General features: G+C 73.2%; 10 protein-coding genes. 3 read left to right on the top strand and 7 right to left on the bottom strand.

What is annotated here, in order from left to right:
• Window positions 1–153: 153 nt before the first annotated feature.
• Complete coding sequence (locus Q0283_RS07005) at window positions 154–3,129, bottom strand: UPF0182 family protein (protein WP_183526914.1); 2,976 nt, start codon at window positions 3,127–3,129, stop codon at window positions 154–156.
• Between the two features lie 288 nt (window positions 3,130–3,417).
• Window positions 3,418–4,554: a PDZ domain-containing protein gene (locus Q0283_RS07000; protein WP_183526917.1), complete on the bottom strand. Its 1,137-nt coding sequence runs from the start codon at window positions 4,552–4,554 to the stop codon at window positions 3,418–3,420.
• 201 nt (window positions 4,555–4,755) lie between these two features.
• Here Q0283_RS07000 and Q0283_RS06995 point away from each other — a divergent pair, with 201 nt between their 5' ends.
• Window positions 4,756–6,249 (top strand): zinc-dependent metalloprotease, encoded by a 1,494-nt coding sequence (locus tag Q0283_RS06995; protein WP_183526920.1) that lies wholly within the window; start codon window positions 4,756–4,758, stop codon window positions 6,247–6,249.
• Here Q0283_RS06995 and Q0283_RS06990 read toward each other — a convergent pair.
• On the bottom strand, window positions 6,246–6,872 hold the full coding sequence (locus Q0283_RS06990; RefSeq protein ID WP_183526923.1) for a M48 family metallopeptidase: 627 nt from the start codon (window positions 6,870–6,872) through the stop codon (window positions 6,246–6,248). The two genes, Q0283_RS06995 and Q0283_RS06990, sit on opposite strands and share 4 nt — an antisense overlap.
• Before the next feature lie 135 nt (window positions 6,873–7,007).
• On the opposite strand from Q0283_RS06990, the gene Q0283_RS06985 reads away from it, so the two are divergent.
• Complete coding sequence (locus Q0283_RS06985) at window positions 7,008–8,051, top strand: hypothetical protein (RefSeq protein ID WP_183526926.1); 1,044 nt, start codon at window positions 7,008–7,010, stop codon at window positions 8,049–8,051.
• On the opposite strand, the gene Q0283_RS06980 is transcribed toward Q0283_RS06985, so the two are convergent.
• Both Q0283_RS06980 and nudC read right to left on the bottom strand, forming a co-directional pair.
• The gene (locus Q0283_RS06980; RefSeq protein WP_183526929.1) at window positions 8,052–10,232 is read right to left on the bottom strand and encodes an ATP-dependent DNA helicase UvrD2; all 2,181 of its coding nucleotides are present in this window, start codon (window positions 10,230–10,232) and stop codon (window positions 8,052–8,054) included. It lies immediately after the preceding gene.
• Between the two features lie 23 nt (window positions 10,233–10,255).
• The gene (gene nudC, locus Q0283_RS06975) at window positions 10,256–11,266 is read right to left on the bottom strand and encodes an NAD(+) diphosphatase (protein ID WP_298044010.1); all 1,011 of its coding nucleotides are present in this window, start codon (window positions 11,264–11,266) and stop codon (window positions 10,256–10,258) included.
• A 194-nt stretch (window positions 11,267–11,460) separates the two neighbouring features.
• On the opposite strand from nudC, the gene Q0283_RS06970 reads away from it, so the two are divergent.
• Complete coding sequence (locus Q0283_RS06970) at window positions 11,461–12,864, top strand: phosphotransferase (RefSeq protein WP_255459451.1); 1,404 nt, start codon at window positions 11,461–11,463, stop codon at window positions 12,862–12,864.
• A gap of 93 nt (window positions 12,865–12,957) precedes the next feature.
• Here the strand turns inward: Q0283_RS06970 and Q0283_RS06965 are convergent, their stop codons facing one another.
• The gene (locus Q0283_RS06965) at window positions 12,958–16,395 is read right to left on the bottom strand and encodes an ATP-dependent DNA helicase (protein WP_324590033.1); all 3,438 of its coding nucleotides are present in this window, start codon (window positions 16,393–16,395) and stop codon (window positions 12,958–12,960) included.
• Entirely contained in the window at window positions 16,392–19,730 is a 3,339-nt protein-coding gene (locus tag Q0283_RS06960; RefSeq protein ID WP_298044006.1) for an ATP-dependent DNA helicase, read from the bottom strand. The genes Q0283_RS06965 and Q0283_RS06960 overlap by 4 nt, the downstream gene beginning before the upstream one ends.
• Window positions 19,731–19,849 lie beyond the last annotated feature (119 nt).

The following is a 19,849-nucleotide window of genomic DNA, read 5'->3' as shown; positions in this document are numbered from 1 at the left end:
CGGCGAGCTACCGAACTGCTCCACCCCGCGTCGACTTCAATGACTATACAGACCATGCGGCACGAACTCAAATCGTCGGCGCGGGGCCCCGGGAAACACTTCGGGGGCAGGTCTCCCTGCCCCCGAAGCCGGAGAGTGCGCCGGCGGCCGCGGTCAGCCCTCGGTGCCGGCACCCTCCGTGGCGCCGTCCGTGGGCTGCTCGGCGCCCTCGGCGGGCGCCTCGCCTCCCTGGGCGTTGTCCGGGGCGGCACCGCGGATCTCGTCGTCCGCCTGTGTCGCCCGCGTCAGCGCGTCGTTGAGGCGCTTCTGCGCCTCGCCGTACGCTGTCCAGTCGCCCGAGGCCAGGGCCTCCTCGGAGGCCTGGATCGCCTCGTTGGCGTCCGTCAGGGCCTGGCTGAGCTTCTCCTGGGCGCTCTGGTTCTCCGGAGCCTGCGGCTGGGAACCGGGCTCCCCCTCCCCGGGTTCCGTGGAGGGGTCCTGTCCGTCGGCCGTGGAGGCCCCGGAGTCACCCTCGAACACCTGGTCCAGGGCCTCCTCCAGGGTGTTGGCGAAGCCCACCTCCTCGCCGAAGGCGACCAGCACCTTGCGCAGCGTGGGATAGGAGGTCGGGCCGGTCGACTGGATGTAGACCGGCTGGACGTACAGGATGCCCTCGGCCACCGGCAGGGTGATCAGGTTGCCGTTGATGACCTCGGAGGCACCCTGGCGCAGCAGGTTCAGCTCCTGGGAGACCTGGGCGTTGGAGTCGAAGTTCGCCTGGGCCTGGCCCGGTCCCGGGATGGCCGTCTGGCGCGGCAGCTCGAGCAGTTGCAGGTGCCCGTAGCCCTCGGCCTTCTCGCCGTCCTTGCCGGTGCCGGCGTCGCCGTTGGCGGACAGGAACCCGTACAGCACGTTGCGCTGCTGGGCGCCCTGGGTGATCTGCGGGATGAAGTTGCTGGTCAGGGAGAACGCCGGCTCGTCCTTGCCCGGCATCCGCAGGGTCATGTAGTAGGGCGGCTGCTTGACCGTCGGGTCGTCCTGGGTCGGATCGGCGGGGACGGACCAGGCGTCGTTGTTCTGGTAGAAGTCCACCGGGTTGGTCACGTGGTAGCGGCCCAGGAGCTCGCGCTGGACCTTGAACATGTCCTCCGGGTAGCGGACGTGGTCCATGAGGTTAGCGCTCATCTCCGAGTACGGCTGCAGGGAGGTCGGGTAGACCTTCTGCCAGGCCTGCAGCAGCGGGTCCTCCTCGTCCCAGGCGTACAGGGTGACGGAGCCGTCGTAGGCGTCCACGGTGGCCTTCACCGAGTTGCGGATGTAGTTCACCCGGCCGGTGAGGTTGGTCGCGGCGTCCGTGTTGAGGGCGTCCCGGGTCGCGGAGTCCAGTTGCTGCGCGGTGGAGTACGGGAAGGAGTCCGAGGTGGTGTATCCCTCCACGATCCACTGCACGCGCCCGTCCACGATCGCCGGGTAGGCGTTGGAGTCGACGGTCAGGTACGGGGCCACCTTCTCGATCCGCTCGACCGGGTCACGGTCGTAGAGGATCTGCGACTCGGAGTTCACGTCCGAGGACAGCAGGATCTCCGTGGAGCCGAACTTGATGGCGTAGACCAGCTGGTTGAAGAACCCGCCCACGGACGGCCCACCCTCACCGGTGAAGCTGTAGCTGGTGTCCTGTTCGCTGCTGGCGTCCTGCGGCCGGTCACGCTCACGCGCCGGGGCGTCCTCTGGGGCCCCGACGATCGAGTAGCTCGGGGAGTTCGTGCCGAAGTAGATGCGGGGCTCGTAGCTCGTGTCGTCGCCCAGCACGCCCTTGGTGGGGATGCCGGAGAGCAGGAAGGACGGACGGCCGCCCGCGGCGACCTCGGAGGCATCCGCGGCGACCACGCCGTACCCGTGGGTGTAGATGATGTGCTGGTTCACCCACGAGGACGTCGGGTCCACGTTGACGTCGCGCACAGAGATGATGGTGTCCTGCTTCTCGCCCTCGACGTCGTAGCGGTCCACGTGCAGGGTGTCCGGGAAGTAGTAGTACGGCCGGAACTGCTGGAGCTGGCCGAACGTGCGCGAGAGCAGGTTCGGGTCCATCAGGCGGACGTTCTCCGTGTTCTCGGCCTCGCCCTCGAGGCTGCCCGCCTGCGCGTCGGTGGAGCCGGCGTACTGCGTGGCCTCCACCGCCGAGAGCCCGTAGGCCTCACGCGTGTGCTCGATGTTCCGGGCGATGTAGTCCTGCTCGAGGGTCTCCTCGGAGGGCTTGACCTGGTACTCCTGGATGAGGAACGGGTAGGCGGCGCCGGCCACGATGGCCGCGACCACCAGGACCGCGGTGCCGACCAGGGAGATCCGCCACCGGCCGGAGAAGGCGGTGACGACGAACAGGACGGCCACCAGCAGGGCGGCCACGGCCAGGATCGTGGAGGTGGGGATCACGGCGTTGACGTCCGTGTACATGGCCCCGGCCCAGGTGCCGTCCTGCGACTGCAGGGTCCGGTAGCGGTTGAGCCAGTAGTTGGCCGCCTGCAGCAGCAGGAACAGCGCGGCGAAGACGGCGATGTGCACGCGGGCCGGGCGCTCGATGACGACCCCGCCCTGCTCCTTCACCCGGACGCTGCCGTACAGGTAGTGCACCAGCAGCCCGGCGATGCCCGCGATCAGCACCACCGAGATCAGGTAGCCGACCACGAGGCCGAGGAAGGGCAGCGTGGCCATGTAGAAGGTGTAGTTCAGCCCGAACTCGGGATCCGTGACCGCTTCCCCGGGTGCCCCGGCGTAGGGCACCTGGTTGAAGAACAGCAGCACGTCCTGCCAGGCGTTCATCGCGGCGGACCCGGCGAAGAAGCCGATCACCACGGGGATGCCGATGAAGACCAGGCGCCGCATCGGCTCCAGCTGCCTCTGGTACTGGGCCAGGCTGTCCCGGGTCTGGGTGTGCAGGTTCTGCGGCCGCCTGCGCCAGGCCAGCCACATGGACAGCCACACGGCGGCGCCCATGATGGCGCCGCCGATCAGGAACAGGGCCGCCCGCGTCCAGATCTCCGTCCAGAAGACCTCGGAGTACCCGATCTGGTTGTACCAGAGGACGTCCGCGTAGATGCCGGCGAAGAACATGAACAGCACCGCGAGCGCGGCGACCACCACGATCGTGAGCACCAGCGCCGAGGGGCGCCGTGGCCCGGTGGGCCGCCCGCCGGGACCGGAGGCGCCGGCCTCATTGCCGCCGCCGGGCTCGCCGGGACGGCCGGGGCCACCCGGTCTGCCCGGGCCGGACGCCCCGCCGCCGAACAGTCCACCCGGACCGCCCGGGCCGCGGTCGCCACCGCGTCCATCGTCAGGTCCCCCGAAGAGACCGCCAAACCCTTGTCCGAAACTCACGTGCCCTTACCCCTCTGCGCCGACCGGCGCACTTCGTCTCCAGTTGTCCAAGTCCTCACCCGCACCTCAGCCACAGGCCGGGGCCCGCGGTGCCTGCCCCTTGCCGAGGGCCTCCACGGCGGACCTGGCCTCGTCCAGGGTGCCCACCGCGTACACGTCGATGCCCTCCGGGACCCGTCCTGCCAGCACCTCGCAGTTGCCGGCCGGGGCGAGGAAGTGCTCGGCGCCGGCCTCGCGGGCCCCGGCCACCTTCTGCACGATGCCGCCGATCTCCCCCACGGTGCCGTCGGGGTCGATGGTGCCCGTGCCGGCGATGTGCCGGCCCCCGGTCATCGCGCCCGGGGTCATCTCGTCGATGATCCCCAGGGCGAACATCATCCCGGCGCTGGGGCCGCCCACGTCCTCCAGGGAGATCGTCACGTCCACCGGGAACTCGAAGTCGGAGTCCAGGTAGACGCCCAGCAGCCAGCTGCCGTCCGGTCCGGGGTACACCGGGACCTGGACGGTGCTCCCGGTCCCGTCGCGGACGATCCCCAGGTCGACGGTGTGCCCGTCCGACCGGTTGAGCTGGTCCTTCAGTCCCTCGAGCCCGGTCACCTCGACGCCACCGGCGGAGACGAGCTGGTCCCCGGCTTGCAGCACCCCGGTCGCCTGGGACTCCGGGGCGAAGTCCGCCACGAACAGTTGCTGCCGGTAGTCGATCCCCAGGTTCTCGAGCGCGGCGGCCACGGCCCAGTTCTGCGAGGTGGTCATCGCCAGGTCGTTCTCCTCGGTGACCTCCTCGGACGTGGTGCCGGAGGGGTAGACGAGTTCGCTGGGGATCAGCGTCTGGGTGGGGTCGGCCCAGCCGGCGACCACGTCCAGGAAGGTGGTCCATCCGGTCGGCGGCCCCGACACGTAGACGGTGGTCAGGTCCAGGGCACCGTCGGTGGGATAGGTCCGGGCGCCGTCCACGGTGATCACGGGCGAGCCGTCGTGTTCTCCGATGGTGTTGAAGGTGGGGCCGGGCGACTCGATGATGTAGGGGGTGGGCAGTGCCAGCGCCGTGAGCGTCAGGATCCCGGCCACGCCCCCGGAGGCGATCGTCAGCCGGCGACGGCGGCGCGAGGCCCGGGAGCGTCGCGCGGCCTGGGCGAAGGAGACCGGGGCGCCGGATCCGGGCGCGGCCGACGGCGTCGTCGGCGGGTGTCCGTTCTCTCGCACGGCGGGGCACCTGTCTTCATGGGCTACTGCACCGGATGGCGGCGTGCACCGTCCGGGTGGCAGGGGCGGGCCTCCCGGACGGGTCCGGGAGGCTCTGGTCTGCACTTCATTCTAGGGGGTGCGGCACGCCGGCTGTGCGCCCACAGTGAACCGGTGCGTGCGCTGCGGACACGGGCCTTTGGCGCGGATACTCTGGTGGCCATGACGAATCCCCCCAACGGCCCCGGTTCCTCTGACGGAGACGACCCGCTGTCCGAGATGCTCCGCCGGATGTTCGGCGGCGACGGTCCGGACCCCGAGGAGTTGCGCCGCGCCCTCGGCGGGATGGGTGGCGGGCCGGGCGCCGGCCCGGGCGGCATGCCCGGCGGGCTGCCGTTCGACCCCTCGCAGCTCGACCCGGCCATGATGGGCCAGATGATGCAGCAGTTCCAGGCCATGATGCAGTCCTCCCCCGAGGACGGCCCGGTGAACTGGACCCTCGCCCGCCAGTCGGCCCGCCAGGCCGTCGCCGGCCAGGACCCCACCGTCGGCACGTTCGCACGGCGGGAGATCGACGAGGCGTTGCGGCTGGCCGAACTCTGGCTGGACGGTACCACCGAGATCGAGTCGACAGGCCTGCTGGGCAAGGCCTGGTCCCGTGCCGAGTGGGTGGAGGCCTCCATGGACACCTGGCGCCGGCTGACCGAGCCCGTGGCCGTGTCCATGTCCGAGGCGATGACCCGCGTGATGAACGAACAGCTCCCGGGCCAGGTGCCGGAGGAGATGCAGGGCATGCTGGGCGGCCTGCAGCCGATGCTCAAGAACCTCGGGGGCACCATGTTCGGCCTCCAGCTCGGCCAGGCGGTCGGGGCGCTGGCCCAGGAGGTCCTCTCCGGCACCGATCCCGGCTTCCCCGTGGCGGGCCACCAGCTGGCCATGGTGCCGGTGAACATCGAGGAGTTCGGCGACGGCCTGCAGGTCCCGGACGACCAGATCCGGATCTACCTCGCCCTGCGCGAGGTCGCCCGGATGCGCCTGTTCGTCCACTCCCCGTGGCTGGAGCGGGACCTGTACGCGGCCATCGAGCAGTACGCGGCCGGGGTCCACATCGACATGTCCCGGATCGAGGAGGCCGCGCGGTCGATCGACCCGACGGACCCGGAGTCCATGCAGGCCGCGTTCTCGGGAGCGTCCTTCATCCCCGAGCCCACCGGCCCCCAGAAGGCGGCCCTGGACCGGCTGGAGACGACCCTGGCGCTCATCGAGGGCTGGGTGGACGTGGTGGTCACCGAGGCGGCCGCCCCGCTGGACGCGGCGAACGCGCTGCGGGAGACGATCAACCGCCGCAGGGCCACCGGCGGACCCGCCGAGCACGCCTTCGGGGCACTGGTCGGCCTCGACCTGCGCCCCCGCCGCTTGCGGGAGGCGGCCACCCTGTGGGAGACCATCGGGGCCGAGAAGGGCCGGGCGTACCGGGACGACATCTGGCGACACCCCGAACTGCAGCCCACCGGCGAGGACCTTGACGACCCGGCCGGGTACGTTGCCCGGCGCGAGAAGCGCGAACAGGCGGCGGCCGGTTTCGACGACGACCTGCGCAAGCTGCTCGAGGGCGGGTACGACGACCATGAGGGCCGGGGCGACCAGGACCGCGGCGAGGACACCGGCGGCCCGGACGGTTCCGGCCAGCCCGGGGACCGCCCCTCGGCGGGTTAGCCTCCGGCTTCGTCCCCGTCCGGGCCGTCCGGCTCCCCGTCCGGGGCGGACAGGCCCCGGCCGGTCGCGAAGCTGACCCCGGACAGGAAGGCCATGGCCTCGCGCTGCCTCGGGTAGCGGTCCGCCAGGGCGTGGAACGCCGCCGTGTGGTTGGCGTGCTCCAGGTGTGCCAGTTCGTGGACGATCACCCCGTCCAGGACCCAGCCGGGCATGTCCGCCAGTTCCGTGGACAACCGGATGCGGCCGGTGCTGGGCGTGCACGATCCCCAGCGCCGCTGCTGCCGGGTGGACCAGACGACCTCGCGCGGGTCCACCCGTCCCTCCAGGTACCGGCCGGCCAGCGCCCGGGCGCGGGACAGGAGCTCGCCGTCCGAGGCCGGGCCCTGCGGCCGTCGTGCCTCCACCTTGCGGATCATCCTGCGTGCCCACTCGTGCTCCTCCTCGGAGGCCAGCCCCATGGGCACGGACACCTGAAGTCGCCCTTCCCGCCAGGACGCCGAGATGGTCCGGGTGCGCCGGGCCGAGCGCACCAGGCGCACCGGGGTGCCGTCCACCTCCAGGTCCAGGGTCTGGCGGGTGGGCCGGGCGGGGCCGGCGGGGCGTCGTCCGCGCGTCGAGGTCATGGGTCCATTCTGCCGTCGCGCACCGGCCGGCCCGGGACCCGCGGGGAGGGTTGTGGACAACCCCGCCGCGGTCGGCCGCTGTGGTGTCACGATGGTCGGACGACCCCAGCCCCGCCTGGTCACCCGAGGAGTCCCATGCGCCTGAACCCCGGCCTGTCCCTGGTCCGCCTGACACCGGACGCCGTCCAGATCGGGTCCGGCACGGGGTCCACCCAGCTGTCCGGCTGTTCGCCCGAGGTCCTCGCGTTCCTGGACCGGATGCAGTCCGGGATCGAGGACGGTCGGGAACCGGACGTGGTGCGCGACTGCGGGCTGGACCCCGCGGAGGCCCGGGCGCTGGTCTCCTCGCTGGAGGGCTTCCTGCACCGGCATCCCTCCCCGGCCGGCACCGGCCCCGGTCACGCCGCCGACGTCCTCGCCCAGGACGTCGCCACGGCCCTGGCCGTCGACCACGGCCCGGTGGACTCCCGGGAGCGTGCCGCCCAGATCGTGTCCCGGCGTCACCGGGCCGGTGCACAGGTCCTCGGACTGGGCCGGACCGGCGCGGCCGTGGCGCGCAGCCTGGCCGCGGCCGGCGTCGGCCGGCTGGTCCTGTGGGACTGCACCGAGGTGGCCACCGGGGACCTGGGCACCGGGTACCTGCCCGCCGACCTGGGACGGATCCGTCCGGTGGCCCTGGCCCGGCGCATCGACGACCTCGGCCTCGACCCCGTCGTCCTGCCGCTCACGTCCCCGGCCAGGCCGGGACCGGGCGGTGACGTCACCGTGCTGGTCACCCTCGGCGCGGTCGATCTCGAGGCCGTGGCCCTGGCGCGCGCCGCCGACCACCCGCTGCTGCCGGTCGTGGTCCGGGACGACGACGTGCTGGTCGGACCGTGGTGCGCGCCCGGGGCGCCGGGCTGCCCGCTGTGCTGGGACCTGGCCGCGGCGGCCACGGATCCCCTGCGTTCCACGCGGACCGACGCGCTGCTGGCGGCAAGGGCCGGCCGGGAGGAGCTTACCCTGGCCACGGCCGCCGGCGCCCTGGCGGCCCGGCAGCTGCTGCAGTGGATCGACACCGGAACGGTCACGGACGGCACGATGCTGCACCTGCAGGCCGCCTCGGGCCGCGTGGACACCCTGACGGTGCCCCCGCACCGGGACTGCGGGTGCGTCACCGGGGCAGCCGTCCCCGGGTGATCAGGCCGGGGTGGTCCCGTTGACCAGTTCCAGCACGTCCTGGCCGTACTTCTCCAGCTTGGACCGGCCGACCCCGGGGATCCGCAGCAGCTCGGCGGGGGTCTTCGGGGCGGCCTCGGCGATCGCCACGAGGGTGGCGTCCGTGAACACCACGAAGGCCGGCAGGGAGGCCGCCTGGGAGGTGGACAGCCGCCAGGCCTTGAGCTCCTCGAACATGGCCTCGTCATAGGTGGCCGGGCAGTCCAGGCACCGACCGGTCTTCCGCTCGGCTCCGGTCTCCAACAGGGCCCCGCACGTGCGGCAGAGCGCCGGTTGCGAGCGCTTGCGGCCGTTGCCCCGCGTGCCGGTGCCGTTCCCGCCCGGACCGGAGGGCCGGCGTCGGGACTGGGCCCCGTGCCGGGATCCGGCCTCCGGGTCCAGCGCCTCGAGGAACCGGGACGGCTTGCGGGTGGAGCGCCCTCCGGTGCCGCGGGCCAGGGTCCAGGTCAGGAACAACCGCAACCGGGCCCGGGTGATGCCCACGTACAGCAGCCGCCGTTCCTCGTCGATGTCCTCCTGGGTCTGGGCGAAGCTGATGGGCATCAGGCCCTCGGACAGCCCGACCAGGAACACGGCGTCCCACTCCAGGCCCTTGGCGGAGTGCAGGGACGCGAGGGTGACACCCTGGACGGTGGGGGCGTGCTGGCTGGCGGCCCGCTCGTCCAGCTCGGCGACCAGGTCCGTCAGCGTGAACTGGTCTCCGCGCGCGGCGGCCAGCTCCTCGGACAGGGCGACCAGGGCGTTGAGGGACTCCCACTTCTCCCGCACCGCGCCCGAGGCCTGCGGGGCGGTCTCCGTGAAGCCCAGCGAGGCCAGCACGTCCCTCACCCGGCCGGGCACCTGGTCCCCCGCCACGTCCTGGGCGGAACGGGCCGCCGCGCGGAGCTGCAGGATGCCGTCGCGCACCTCGCGGCGAGAGAAGAACCGCTCTCCACCGCGCAGCTGGTAGCCGATGCCGGCGGCGGCGAGGGCCTGTTCGAGGGCCTGGGACTGCCCGTTGGTGCGGAACAGCACGGCGATCTCCGCGGCGGTGATCCCCTCGTCCAGCAGCGTCTTCACCTGGGCCGCGACCCAGCCGGCCTCGGCCTCGTCGTCGGTGCACTCGGCGAACACCGGGGCCGGCCCGTGCGGGCGCTGGGAGACCAGCTCCAGCGGCTCGGCCCAGCGGGGCATCGGCCCGCGGGTGCCGTCCGGACCGGGGATCGGCACCTGCTGCCGGGTCCGCTCGTCCAGCAACCGGTTGGCCAGGTCCACGATCTGGGGGGTGGAGCGGTAGTCCCGGACCAGCTTCACGACGGTGGCCTCCGGGTACTGGGCCCGGAAGTCCAGCAGGAACCGGGAGGTCGCCCCGGTGAAGGAGTAGATGGTCTGCGAGGCGTCCCCGACGACGCACAGCTCCTGCCTCCCGCCCAGCCAGAGGTCCAGCAGCCGGTGCTGCAGCGGGGAGACGTCCTGGTACTCGTCCACGATGAACACCCGGTACTGGTCCCGGACCTGGGCCGCGATCTTCGGCTCGGTCTCCAGGATGCCGACCATCAGCAGCAGCACGTCCTCGAAGTCGATGAGGTTGCGGTCGGACTTCACGTCCTCGTAGCCCTGGTAGAGGCGGGCCACCCCGTTCGCGTCCCACCCGGCGGGCATCTCCCGTCCCGCCGCGGCGGCGGCGTAGCCGTCCGGGGTGTGCATGGACACCTTCGCCCACTCGATCTCCCCGGCCAGGTCCCGCAGGGCGGCACGGTCCGTGGTGGTCCGCAGGCGCCGGGCCGCCTCGGCGAGCAGGTTGACCTTGTACTCGACCAGTTCCGGCACCGTTCCGCCCACGACCTGGGGCCAGAAGTACTGCAGCTGGCGCAACGCCGCGGAGTGGAAGGTACGGGCCTGCACCCCGTGCGTGCCGAGGTCCCGCAGCCGGGTGCGCATCTCGGCGGCGGCCCGGGCGGTGAAGGTGACCGCCAGGGTGCGGTGCGGGTCGAACACGCCGGTCTGCACCCCGTAGGCGATCCGGTGGGTGACGGCGCGGGTCTTGCCGGTGCCGGCCCCGGCCAGGATGCACAGGGGTCCGTTCAGGGTGGTGACGGCCTGGCGCTGCTCGGCGTCCAGGCCCGCCAGGATGTCGCGGGGTTCCTCGGGGTGTTCGGTCACGGTTCTCCGGTAGGTGCTCTCGGTCAGTTCTGCAGGGTGCGGGGTTCGGGCAGGTCCCCGCCGAACCAGTGCTCGATCAGTGCCCGGGAGATGGACGTGGCCCCCGGGATGGTGATGTCCCCGGCGGCCACCTGGTCCCGGAGCTGCTCCCGCGTGAACCAGCGCACCTCGGCGAGCTCCTCGCCGTCGGCCGCGGCGGCATCGGGCTCGTCCGTGACGGCCGAGAAGCCGAGCATGAGCGACTGCGGGAAGGGCCAGGGCTGGGAGCCCAGGTATTGCGGTGAGTGCACGACGAGCTGGGACTCCTCGTGGATCTCCCGCACCACGGCGGCCTCCAGGGACTCCCCCGGTTCCACGAAGCCGGCCAGCGTGGAGAACCTGCCCGGCCCCCACGCGGTGTTGTTGCCGAGCAGGATCCGGTCGTCCCGGTCCGTGATGGCCACGATGATCGCCGGGTCGGTGCGCGGGAAGTGCTCGGAGCCGTCGGCGGGACAGACCCGGACCCAGCCGGACTGGGCCGGGGTGGTCGGCGTCCCGCAGCGGGGGCAGTGCGTGTGGGTGGCGTGCCAGTTGGCGATGGCCTGGGCCTCGACGAACACCCCGGCGTCCCGGTCGGTCAGGGCCGCGGCCACGTCCCGCAGCCCGACCCAGTTCACGTCCTCCGGACGGTCCACGGGCACCCCGCCGGCCTCGGGACCCGCCAGCCGGGGGTGCTCGTCCGCGGTCAGCAGGATCAGTTCGGCGCGCACGGCACCGGTCCCGCCCGTGGCCGGGTCCGGGCTCACGAGGGCGGCCGCGGACCGGCCGAGGTAGACGGCGCCGTCCGGCAGGTCCCCCTCCGGACGGGCCAGCACGAGCTGACCGCCCAGGACGGGGGCGCGCCTGCCGCTGAGCCACAGCACCCTGGCCTCCGGACGGGTCCAGGCCTCCTGCAGCCACCCCTCGTGGGCGCGCACCTCGCAGCCGCGGTCCACGTCCTCCCGGGCCAGGGGCAGCCGGCCCAGGGCAGGCAGGGTCTCATCCGGAATTCGCATGCCTCCAAGGTACCGTCCGGCGGGGACGGTCCAGGGGCCGCCCGCCCGGTTGTGGACGATCCCACACGGCGGCGGCGGACGGGGCCCGCCCGGTGCACACCGCACCTCGAGGTGTCATTCGGGCGACTCGCCGCCCCGCACGAGCCGCGCACGGGCGGCGGGAAAGTACGGTTGGGTACGTGAACCGTACGCCCATGGAACTTGCTGCCTTGGCCAGCGCCGCGATCCCGGACCTGGCTCCGACCGGCGTGGTCGGCTCGCCGGACGATCCCCGCGACTTCTCCGCCGCCGTCGTGCTCGACCGGCAGGGGAACCGGTGGCGCGTGCGCTCCCCCCGCCACGAGGAGGCCGCCATGCGGCTGGAGACCGAGCTCCAGGTCCTCTCCGGGTTCACCCCCGCCGTCCGCGCCGCGCTGCCCTTCCGCGCCCCCTCCGTGGCCGGTGCCGTCCGGATCGACGGGCTGCGCACCTTCGTCTACCACGACATGCCCGGCCGCGAGCTGGAGATCGAGGAGCTGGCGGGGCTGGGACCCCGCGGCATCGACGACATCGGCCGGGTCATCGCCGCCGTGCACGCCCTGCCGGCCGAGGTGGTGGAGAACGCCGACCTGCCGGTGTACACCGCCGACCAGTTCCGCCAGCGCCGGCTCAACGAGCTGGACCAGGCCGCCACGACCGGACGGATCCCCGCCGTGCTGCTGCGCCGCTGGGAGAACGCGCTCGAGGAGATGGAACTCTGGGACTTCACCCCGGTCGTGGCCCACGGGGACCTGCACGAGGACAACCTGCTGGTGGACCGCGGCCGCGTGGTGTCCGTGACCGGCTGGACCGACCTGCACATCGGGGACCCGGCCGACGACTTCTCCTGGCTGGCCTCCTCCGGTGACCAGCAGTTCACCGACGCCGTCGTGAGGTCCTACTGGCAGCACCGCACGGGCGGGACCGTGGCGGACGAGCACCTGATGCGCCGCGCGGCGCTGGCCGCCGAGTTCGCGCTCGCCCAGTGGCTCGTCCGGGGCGTCGCCAACGACGACGAGGACATGGCGGCCGAGGCCGAGGCCATGCTCCTGGAGCTGCGGGACGACGTGGAGGACCACGGTGGCCAGGAGATCAGCCTGGCCCGGCCCGGCCCGCGCCCGGTGACGACGCCGGCCGCCGCCGCCGTGGTGGCGGCCGCGGACACGGCATCCGACCTGGGCGCGAGCGCGCCGGCGTCCCCGGTCGCCGAGGGGACGGGCTCGCACGCGGCCGGGCCCCCTGCGCCGGAGGCGCGTGACATGGACGACGAGGACCTCGTGGACGGCGAGGACGATGAGGACGACGCCGTCATCACCGACCACGACCCGGTGGACACCCCCGAGGCAGGAACCGGGGACGAGGACGGCGCAACCGAGCACGCGCCCGAGGCGGGATCCGAGGTGGGGTCCGAGAACGAGGGCGGCGCCACCGGGCACGCGCCCGACGAGGCCGTGGACCAGCCCGGAGGTGACACCGGGTTCTCGGGATCGCACCGCGCCGAGGAACCGCCCACGACCACCCTGGATCTCGACGAGGTCCGGCAGCTGCGGATCGAGCGGGACACCGGCTCGCCCTCCTGAACCGGCTCGCCCTCCTGAACCGGCTTGCGGTCCTGAACCGGCCCGGCGCGGCCGGGCCGATCCAGCTCCCGGCCGGTTCAGCTCCCGGCCGGCTCAGCTCCCGGCCGGCCGGATGGCGTCCGCCAGGATCCGCTCGAGGTCCTCCTCGCCGGCGAGGTCGTGCATCGACTTCTCGACCCCGTGGGCAACGTAGACGAAGCTCGCGCTGATGTTCTGCAGGGGGATGCCGTGCAGGCGTGACCAGGCGAGCCGGTAGACGGCCAGCTGGAGGGACTTGACCTCGAGGTCCCGGCCGCGCGGCACGGCACCGGTCTTCCAGTCCACGAGTTCCCAGCGCGCCTGGGGGTCGTCGAAGGCATCGCTGGTACCACCCTCCCGGAAGACGGCGTCGATCCGTCCACGCAGGGTCACGCCCCCGACCGTGGTCTCCACGGGGGGCTCCACGACGACGGGCACCCGGTCCGCCCAGCGGCTGGCCAGGAAGCTCTGCTTCATCGGCTCCAGGTCCAGGGCATCCTCCACCCAATGGTCCGCCGAGTCCTCCGCATCCTCGAAGTCGAGCATCCCGGTGCTGCCGAAGTGGTCCTCCACCCAGCTGTGGAACGCCGTCCCGCGGCGTGCGGCGTGCGCCGGCGGCCGGGGCATGGGCCGCCGCAGCTGGCGGGCCAGGGCCTCGGGATCGCCGGCCATCTCCACGAAGGTCGAGGCACTGATGTGGCTGGGCAGCTCCACGGTCACCCCGCGGTGGTTCACCGGCGTGGCCCGGTCCAGGACCCACTGGGCCTGGCGTGTCAGGTCGGTCGCTCCCCCGTCCACCACTACCAGCGGGTCCGCCTGCCGAACCCAGTCCGCCGCCGTCTCCAGGGCGGCCCGGCGGGGCCGGGCCCGGGGCGGCAGGAGGCTGGCGCGGTCCTCGTCATCGGGTGCCTCCGGGTCCATGACCCGCACCACCGGCCCGTCCAGCGGGTCGAACGGCCACCACGCCGTGAGCTTCCGTCCGGCGAACGGGTTGATCTCCCCCGCCTCCTCCGGTGCCGTCCACGTCCCGCGTGCGACCTCCGGCGTGCCGGCCCGCTCGGCCAGTTCGGCCAGGAACACCGACGGTTCCGCCGGGGTCTTGTTCGACCCGCGCCAGTGACTGCCGCTGACCAGCAGCAGGGTCCGGGCGCGGGTGAAGGCCACGTAGGCCAGCCGGCGTTCCTCCTGCAGGTGGTGGGCGGCGGCCAGGTCCCGGTAGGAATCCGGGTAGGCCTCCTGGTGCTTGAGCCACCAGCCGGCCGCGTGGCCGGCCCAGTCCTGTTGCGTGGCCCAGTCCCTGGACCAGTGCGGCAGGCTCTCCCGGTCACCGCGCAGGTCCCACGGCAGGTGCCCGCTGCCGTGCGCGGTCCACGTGTCGAACGTCGTGCCGGGGAACTGGCCGTCCACCATGCCCGGCACGGCGACGACGTCCCACTCCAGTCCCTTGGACGCGTGTGCGGTCAGCAGCTGGACGGCATCGTGGCGGGGTTCGACCCCGGTGATCCCCAGCCCGTTCTCCCGTTCCTCGGCCGCCTCCAGCCAGGCCAGGAAGGCGGTGAGGTCCGTGCTGGACCCCTCCTCCGCGCCGTGGGAGAAGTCCCGCGCCGCATCCAGGAAGGCATCCAGGTGCCGGCGTGCGGCCACACCCGTGACGCCCGGGCGGGCGAGCACCTCGATGTCCAGGCCCAGGGTCTTCTCCACCAGCCGGATCAGGGCCGGCAGTTCGAGGCCGGTCTGTCCCGACAGCGCCCTCAGCTCGCCCGCCAGCCGTTCCAGCCGGCGTCGGCCCTCGGCACTGAACGCCCGGCCGGACCCGGAGGTCCAGCCCGGTTCGGGCAGCCAGTCCAGTGCCTCCACGAGGGAGGCGGCCTCGGACTCCTCCTCCGGCGAGGTGTCCTGGTTCGCCGCGTCCTCGTCCCCGGCGGCCTCGACCCCGGTGTCCGGCTCGGCGCGCCGCCGGTTCCGGGCCAGGGCCGAGGCCCGTTCCTGCAGGACCATGAGGTCGGCGGTGCCGATACGCCAGCGGGGTCCGGTGAGGATCCGCATCAGGTGGTCGGAACGGCGCGGATCCGAGATCACCTGCAGAACGGCGATGACGTCCGCGACCTCGGGGATCGACAGCAGCCCGGACAGACCCAGCACCTCGTAGGGCACCCCCGCGGTGTCCAGGGCCTCCATGAGCGGTTCGAACTGCCGGCGGGTGCGGCACAGCACGGCGCGCGTCCGCCGGTCGGCCACCGGCAGGTCCTCGTCCGCGGCGTCCTTGAGGGCCTCCACGACGGCCGCCGCCTCCTGCTCGGAGTCCGGCAGCCAGGACACCCGGACCTCACCGTCCCCCGCGACCGGTGACGGGGCGAGCGGCCTCACCTCGATCCCGTTCACCGGTTCGCTGCGCAGCGGGCCGGCCACCGTGTTGGCAGCGGCCAGGACGTTGAGCGAATTGCGCCACGCCGTGGTCAGGTAGCTGACCGGGGCGGGCCGGGCGCCACCCCGGGGATCCGGCACGGGGAACTGGCCGGGGAAGGCGAACAGCTGCCCCGCGGAGGCCCCCCGGAAGCCGTAGATGGACTGGTTGGGATCGCCCACGGCCGTGACCGGGTGGCCGGTGCGGCCGTACAGCCCACGGAACAGCTCCAGCTGGGCGTGAGAGGTGTCCTGGAACTCGTCCAGCAGCACCACCCGGTAGCGCGAGCGCTCGATCTCCCCCACGGCCTCGACCTCGCTCGCGATGCGTGCCGCGTACCGCACCAGGTCCCCGTAGTCCATGACCCCGGCCTCGTCCTTCGCGGCCCGGTAGTCCGCCACCAGGTGGGACATCACCCGGCGCAGGCGCAGCATGCCGAGGAGGGAGGTGACCTTGGCGTGGCTGCCCTCGACCTGCTTCTCGCTGTAGGGCAGGGCGGCCCCGGCGTCGTGGATCCGGGTGAGGAACTCCTCCACGGCCTCCGGCTCCACCAGGTGCTCGGCGCAGTCCGCCGCCAGCTTGATGACGCCCCGCACGATGGTGGAGGACGCCGCGTCGGCGAAGCCCAGGTCCCCCTCGTAGGCACGGACCAGCCGGGCGACCATCTGGTAGGACTGGGCCTCGCCGATCATCCCGGTGTCCGGTTCCAGCCCGATCCGCATGCCGTGGTCGCGCACCAGGGTGTGGGCGTAGGAGTGGTAGGTGGAGACGCTGGCCCGGGCGGGCGCCTCCTCGGCCCCCTCGACCTCGATGCCGGTCTCGGCCAGCAGGTCGAGCTTGCGGTTGATCCGGTGGGCCAGCTCGCCGGCGGCCTTGCGCGTGAACGTCACCCCGAGCACCTGGTCCGGGGCCACGAGGCCGTTGGCGACCAGCCACACCACGCGGTCCGACATGGTGGCCGTCTTGCCCGAGCCGGCGCCGGCCACCACGAGCCGCGGTTCGAGCGGGGAGCTGATCACCACGGACTGCTCCGGGGTCGGGGCGTACTGGCCCAGCCGCTCGGCGAGGTCCTCGGGCGTGTACGGCGCCACGGTGGTCTCCTGGGTCATCGGTGCCATTCGGTGGCCTGCCTTCCGTCGCTGTGGATGGGGCACACGGCGGGCAGCGCACACCCGGGGTTGTCCGGCCCGCCGTGGACCGCGAGGAACTCCGGGCCGACCATGCTGGCTGCTGCCGTGAAGACCTCGTCGAGTGCCCACTGGTCGTCCGGGGCCAGTGCCGGTTGGTCCTGGACCTTGACCGACTTGTTCTTGGTGCGCAGTTGCACGAGCGCCGCCCCGCCCGGTTCCTGGGGCCGGTCGAGGTCCTGCCCGTCCACCGCCCCGGCGGCGATCGCCGCCTGGTAGACCCCGAGCTGGGGCAGCTGGAGCAGGTCTGCCTTGGAGGGTTCGTGCCGGCCGGTCTTGAGGTCGATGACGACGGGACGTCCCTGGGCGTCCCGCTCCAGCCGGTCGATGCTGCCGTTGATGCGGACCCTCAGCCCCCCGCGCTCGAGTTCCTGGTGGAACCGGTGCTCCACGTCGACCAGTGACCGGCCGTCCTTGGCCATCTGGCGCAGGTAGGACACGAAGTACTCGAGCATCCGGCGGGCCTCGGCCTCGATGCGCTCAGACTCCCAGCCCGGTTCCAGGCCGAGGTCCGGCAGGCGCCGCTCCAGTTCCGCGGCCAGCGCCTCGGCCGGGCCGTCCGGGTGGGCCTCGGCGACGGCGTGGATGAGCGTGCCGATCGACTGCGCCTGCGTGCTGCCCGGCTGGGCGCCGGCCTGGTACAGGAACCAGTTCAACGGGGACTTCAGGGCGGTCTCCACCCTCGAGGGCGAGACGGGGATCGCGGTGGTGGCCACGTCCACGAGGGGTTCCCGCGTGGACAGCGGCAGCAGTCCCCACCAGTCGGCCGGATCCGCGCCCCGGATGCCCTGCGCCGCCAGCAGGGCCAGGGCAGAGGCCGCCTCGGCGAGCCCGGCCTCGAGCGGCTCCGGCGCCGTCGTACCGTCCCCGACCGGCTGGGCGGCGGCCTCCTCCAGCCGTCGCCGCAACCCGGCCACCAGCGCCGTGGCGGTGATGGGTGGCGGGACATCGGTCAGCGGACGGGTGGTCTCCACCTCACGCCACGGTGACAGGACGTCCAGGAAGTCGCTGGGCTGGGCGTCCTCGGAGGCGACCGCCACGCCGATCACGGTCCGGCGGGCCCGCGACACCGCGGTGGAGAAACTGCGCAGCTCGTCCTGGCGGACCTCGGCGGTGCGGGACCGCCGGTCGGCGATCGTGCCGCGCCCGGAGGCGATGTCCGCGAGGTCACCGGCCCCCAGCAGCTGTCCACGCAACCGGGTGTTCGGCCAGATGCCGTCCTGCAGCCCCGCGATGATGACCGCATCCCATTCCTGCCCCGCGGCCGTGGCCGGGGTCAGCACGGAGACGGACCCCTCGTGCCGGGCGGTGGAGGCCAGGAAGTCCATCGGCAGGTCCTGGGCCTCCATGTAGTCGGCGAAGGACAGCGCCGAGGCTCCCGGGAACTGGTCCACGTAGCGTTCGGCGGCCTGGAAGAGCCCGACGACGGCGTCCAGGTCCCGGTCGGCACGCCGGGCGTCCGCTCCGGTCCCGGCCACCGCCTCCCGTTCCCAGCGGCCAGGACGGTCGGAGGCCTCCCACAGGGCCCACAGGACGGTCTCCGCGGTGGCGGCGGGATCCTGTGCCGCCGCGCGTCCGGCGGCCACCATGCGGGCGATGCGCTGGAGCCCGGCTCCGGAGAGCCGGTAGTGGTCGAGGGAGCCGGGGTCCTCGAGGGCGGCCAGCATCAGCTCGGTGCTGGCGCGGGTGCCTCCCCGGGCGCGCTCGTCCCGGAGCAGTCGCTGGCGCAGCTGGCGCAGGTGCAGGGCGGTGGCCCCGCCGTAGCGGCCTCCGGCCAGCCACAGCGCCCGATCGATGTCCGGGGCGGACTCGGGGCTGCCCGGCGGTGCGGACACCGTCCGGAGCAGGTACAGCAACGGCGTCACGGCCGGCTCGGTCTTGAGCACCGTGTCCGACAGGGAGTGGTTCACGGGGATGCCCTCGGACTCCAGGAACCGCCCCAGTTCCGCCACCAGGGGTCCCGAGCGGGCCATGACCGCCAACCGGTCCAGGGCGATGCCCTCCCGGTGGTGCAGGTGCAGCAGCTGCTGCAGCACGAGGTGCTGCTCATGGGCCGGGGAGGCCACCAGGTGCACGGCGACGTCTCCCGCCGCGGCGTCTTCCCGGGGCGCCAGGTCCTGGCGGACCTCCAGCATCCCGGGCTGGGCGGGGATGCGCCGGGCCACCCGCTGCCAGGCGGTGAGCGCCTCCGGACCCATCCGGTGGCCCACGGTCAGCGTCAGGGTCAGGCCCTCGGGTGCACCGGTCGGGCCCACGGGTGGCCGGCGGGTCACCAGGCAGTCCGGGTAGTCGTGGACCAGGTCGGGCCGGGCGCCGCGGAAGCCCTGGACCACCGTGTCCGGGCTGGCGGTCGCCACCACGTCCTGTCCCCCTCCCAGCAGGCGGATGAGCCGGTGCACCGAGGGGGTGGCCTCCTGCAGGTCGTCGATGACCAGCACCGGCAGTCCGGCCCGCTCGGCGTCCAGCAGGTCCGGGTTCTCCTCGAGCAGCCTGCTCGCCGTGGTCAGGAGGCCGGCCGGGTCGAAGGCCTCGGCCATGCCCAGGTCGAGGCGGTCCCGGTAGTCCTGCAAGAGCACGGCCGCCGCGCTCCACTCCGGCCGCCGGTACTGCTCCCCCAGTTCCTCCAGGCGCCCGGGCTCCACGCCGTACTCACTGGTGCGGTCGATCAGCTCCCGGACCTCACGCCGGAACCCCCGGGTGGTGACCGCCTCGGACAGGTCCCCGGGCCAGTCCGGGCCGGAGCGGGCCTCGGAGGCGTAGCTCTCCAGGAGCTCGGCGATGACGGTGTCCTGTTCCGCGCCCGACAGCAGCCGCGGGGTGCGCTGGACGGTCGGCAGGTATCCGCCGACCCTGGCCCGCCGGATCAGGTCGAAGGCATAGGCCGCCCAGGTCCGGACCGGCGTGGCGGAGCGGGTCCCCCGCCCGCCCCGGTCCAGCCGGACGGACAGGGCGTCCCGGAGCCTCGCCGCGGACTGGCGGGTGGGGGCGAGCACCAGCAACGCCGAGGGGTCCAGGCCACCCTCGATCCGGCGCGCGGCATACTCCACGGCCACGGAGCTGCGTCCGGTGCCCGGTCCGCCGAGGACCAGGACTGGACCGTGCCCGGGCGCGAGGTCCAGCACCCGCTGCTGGTCCCGGTCCGGGACGAACGCCTCGGCGCGGACCTGCGCCGGACCGGTCAGGCGCAGGCCCTGGGTCGGTGCCCCGGACGACGTCGGTGTTCCGGAGGACGCGGCGGGAGGGGTTTCGGCAGGCATGGGTGTATTCAATCAGCCGTTCCGGACGGGTTAGGGACCCAGCCGGCCCGCAACCGGGCCAGCAGTGCGAGCGCCGCCGTGTCCGGGACCCACCGCGCGGCCGCGAGGTCCACGCGCGG

It is taken from the genome of uncultured Citricoccus sp., assembly GCF_937871995.1.
Lineage (GTDB): Bacteria > Actinomycetota > Actinomycetes > Actinomycetales > Micrococcaceae > Citricoccus.
Note: the sequence above shows the minus strand (reverse complement) of the source record. Positions and strands in the feature narration are given on the sequence as shown.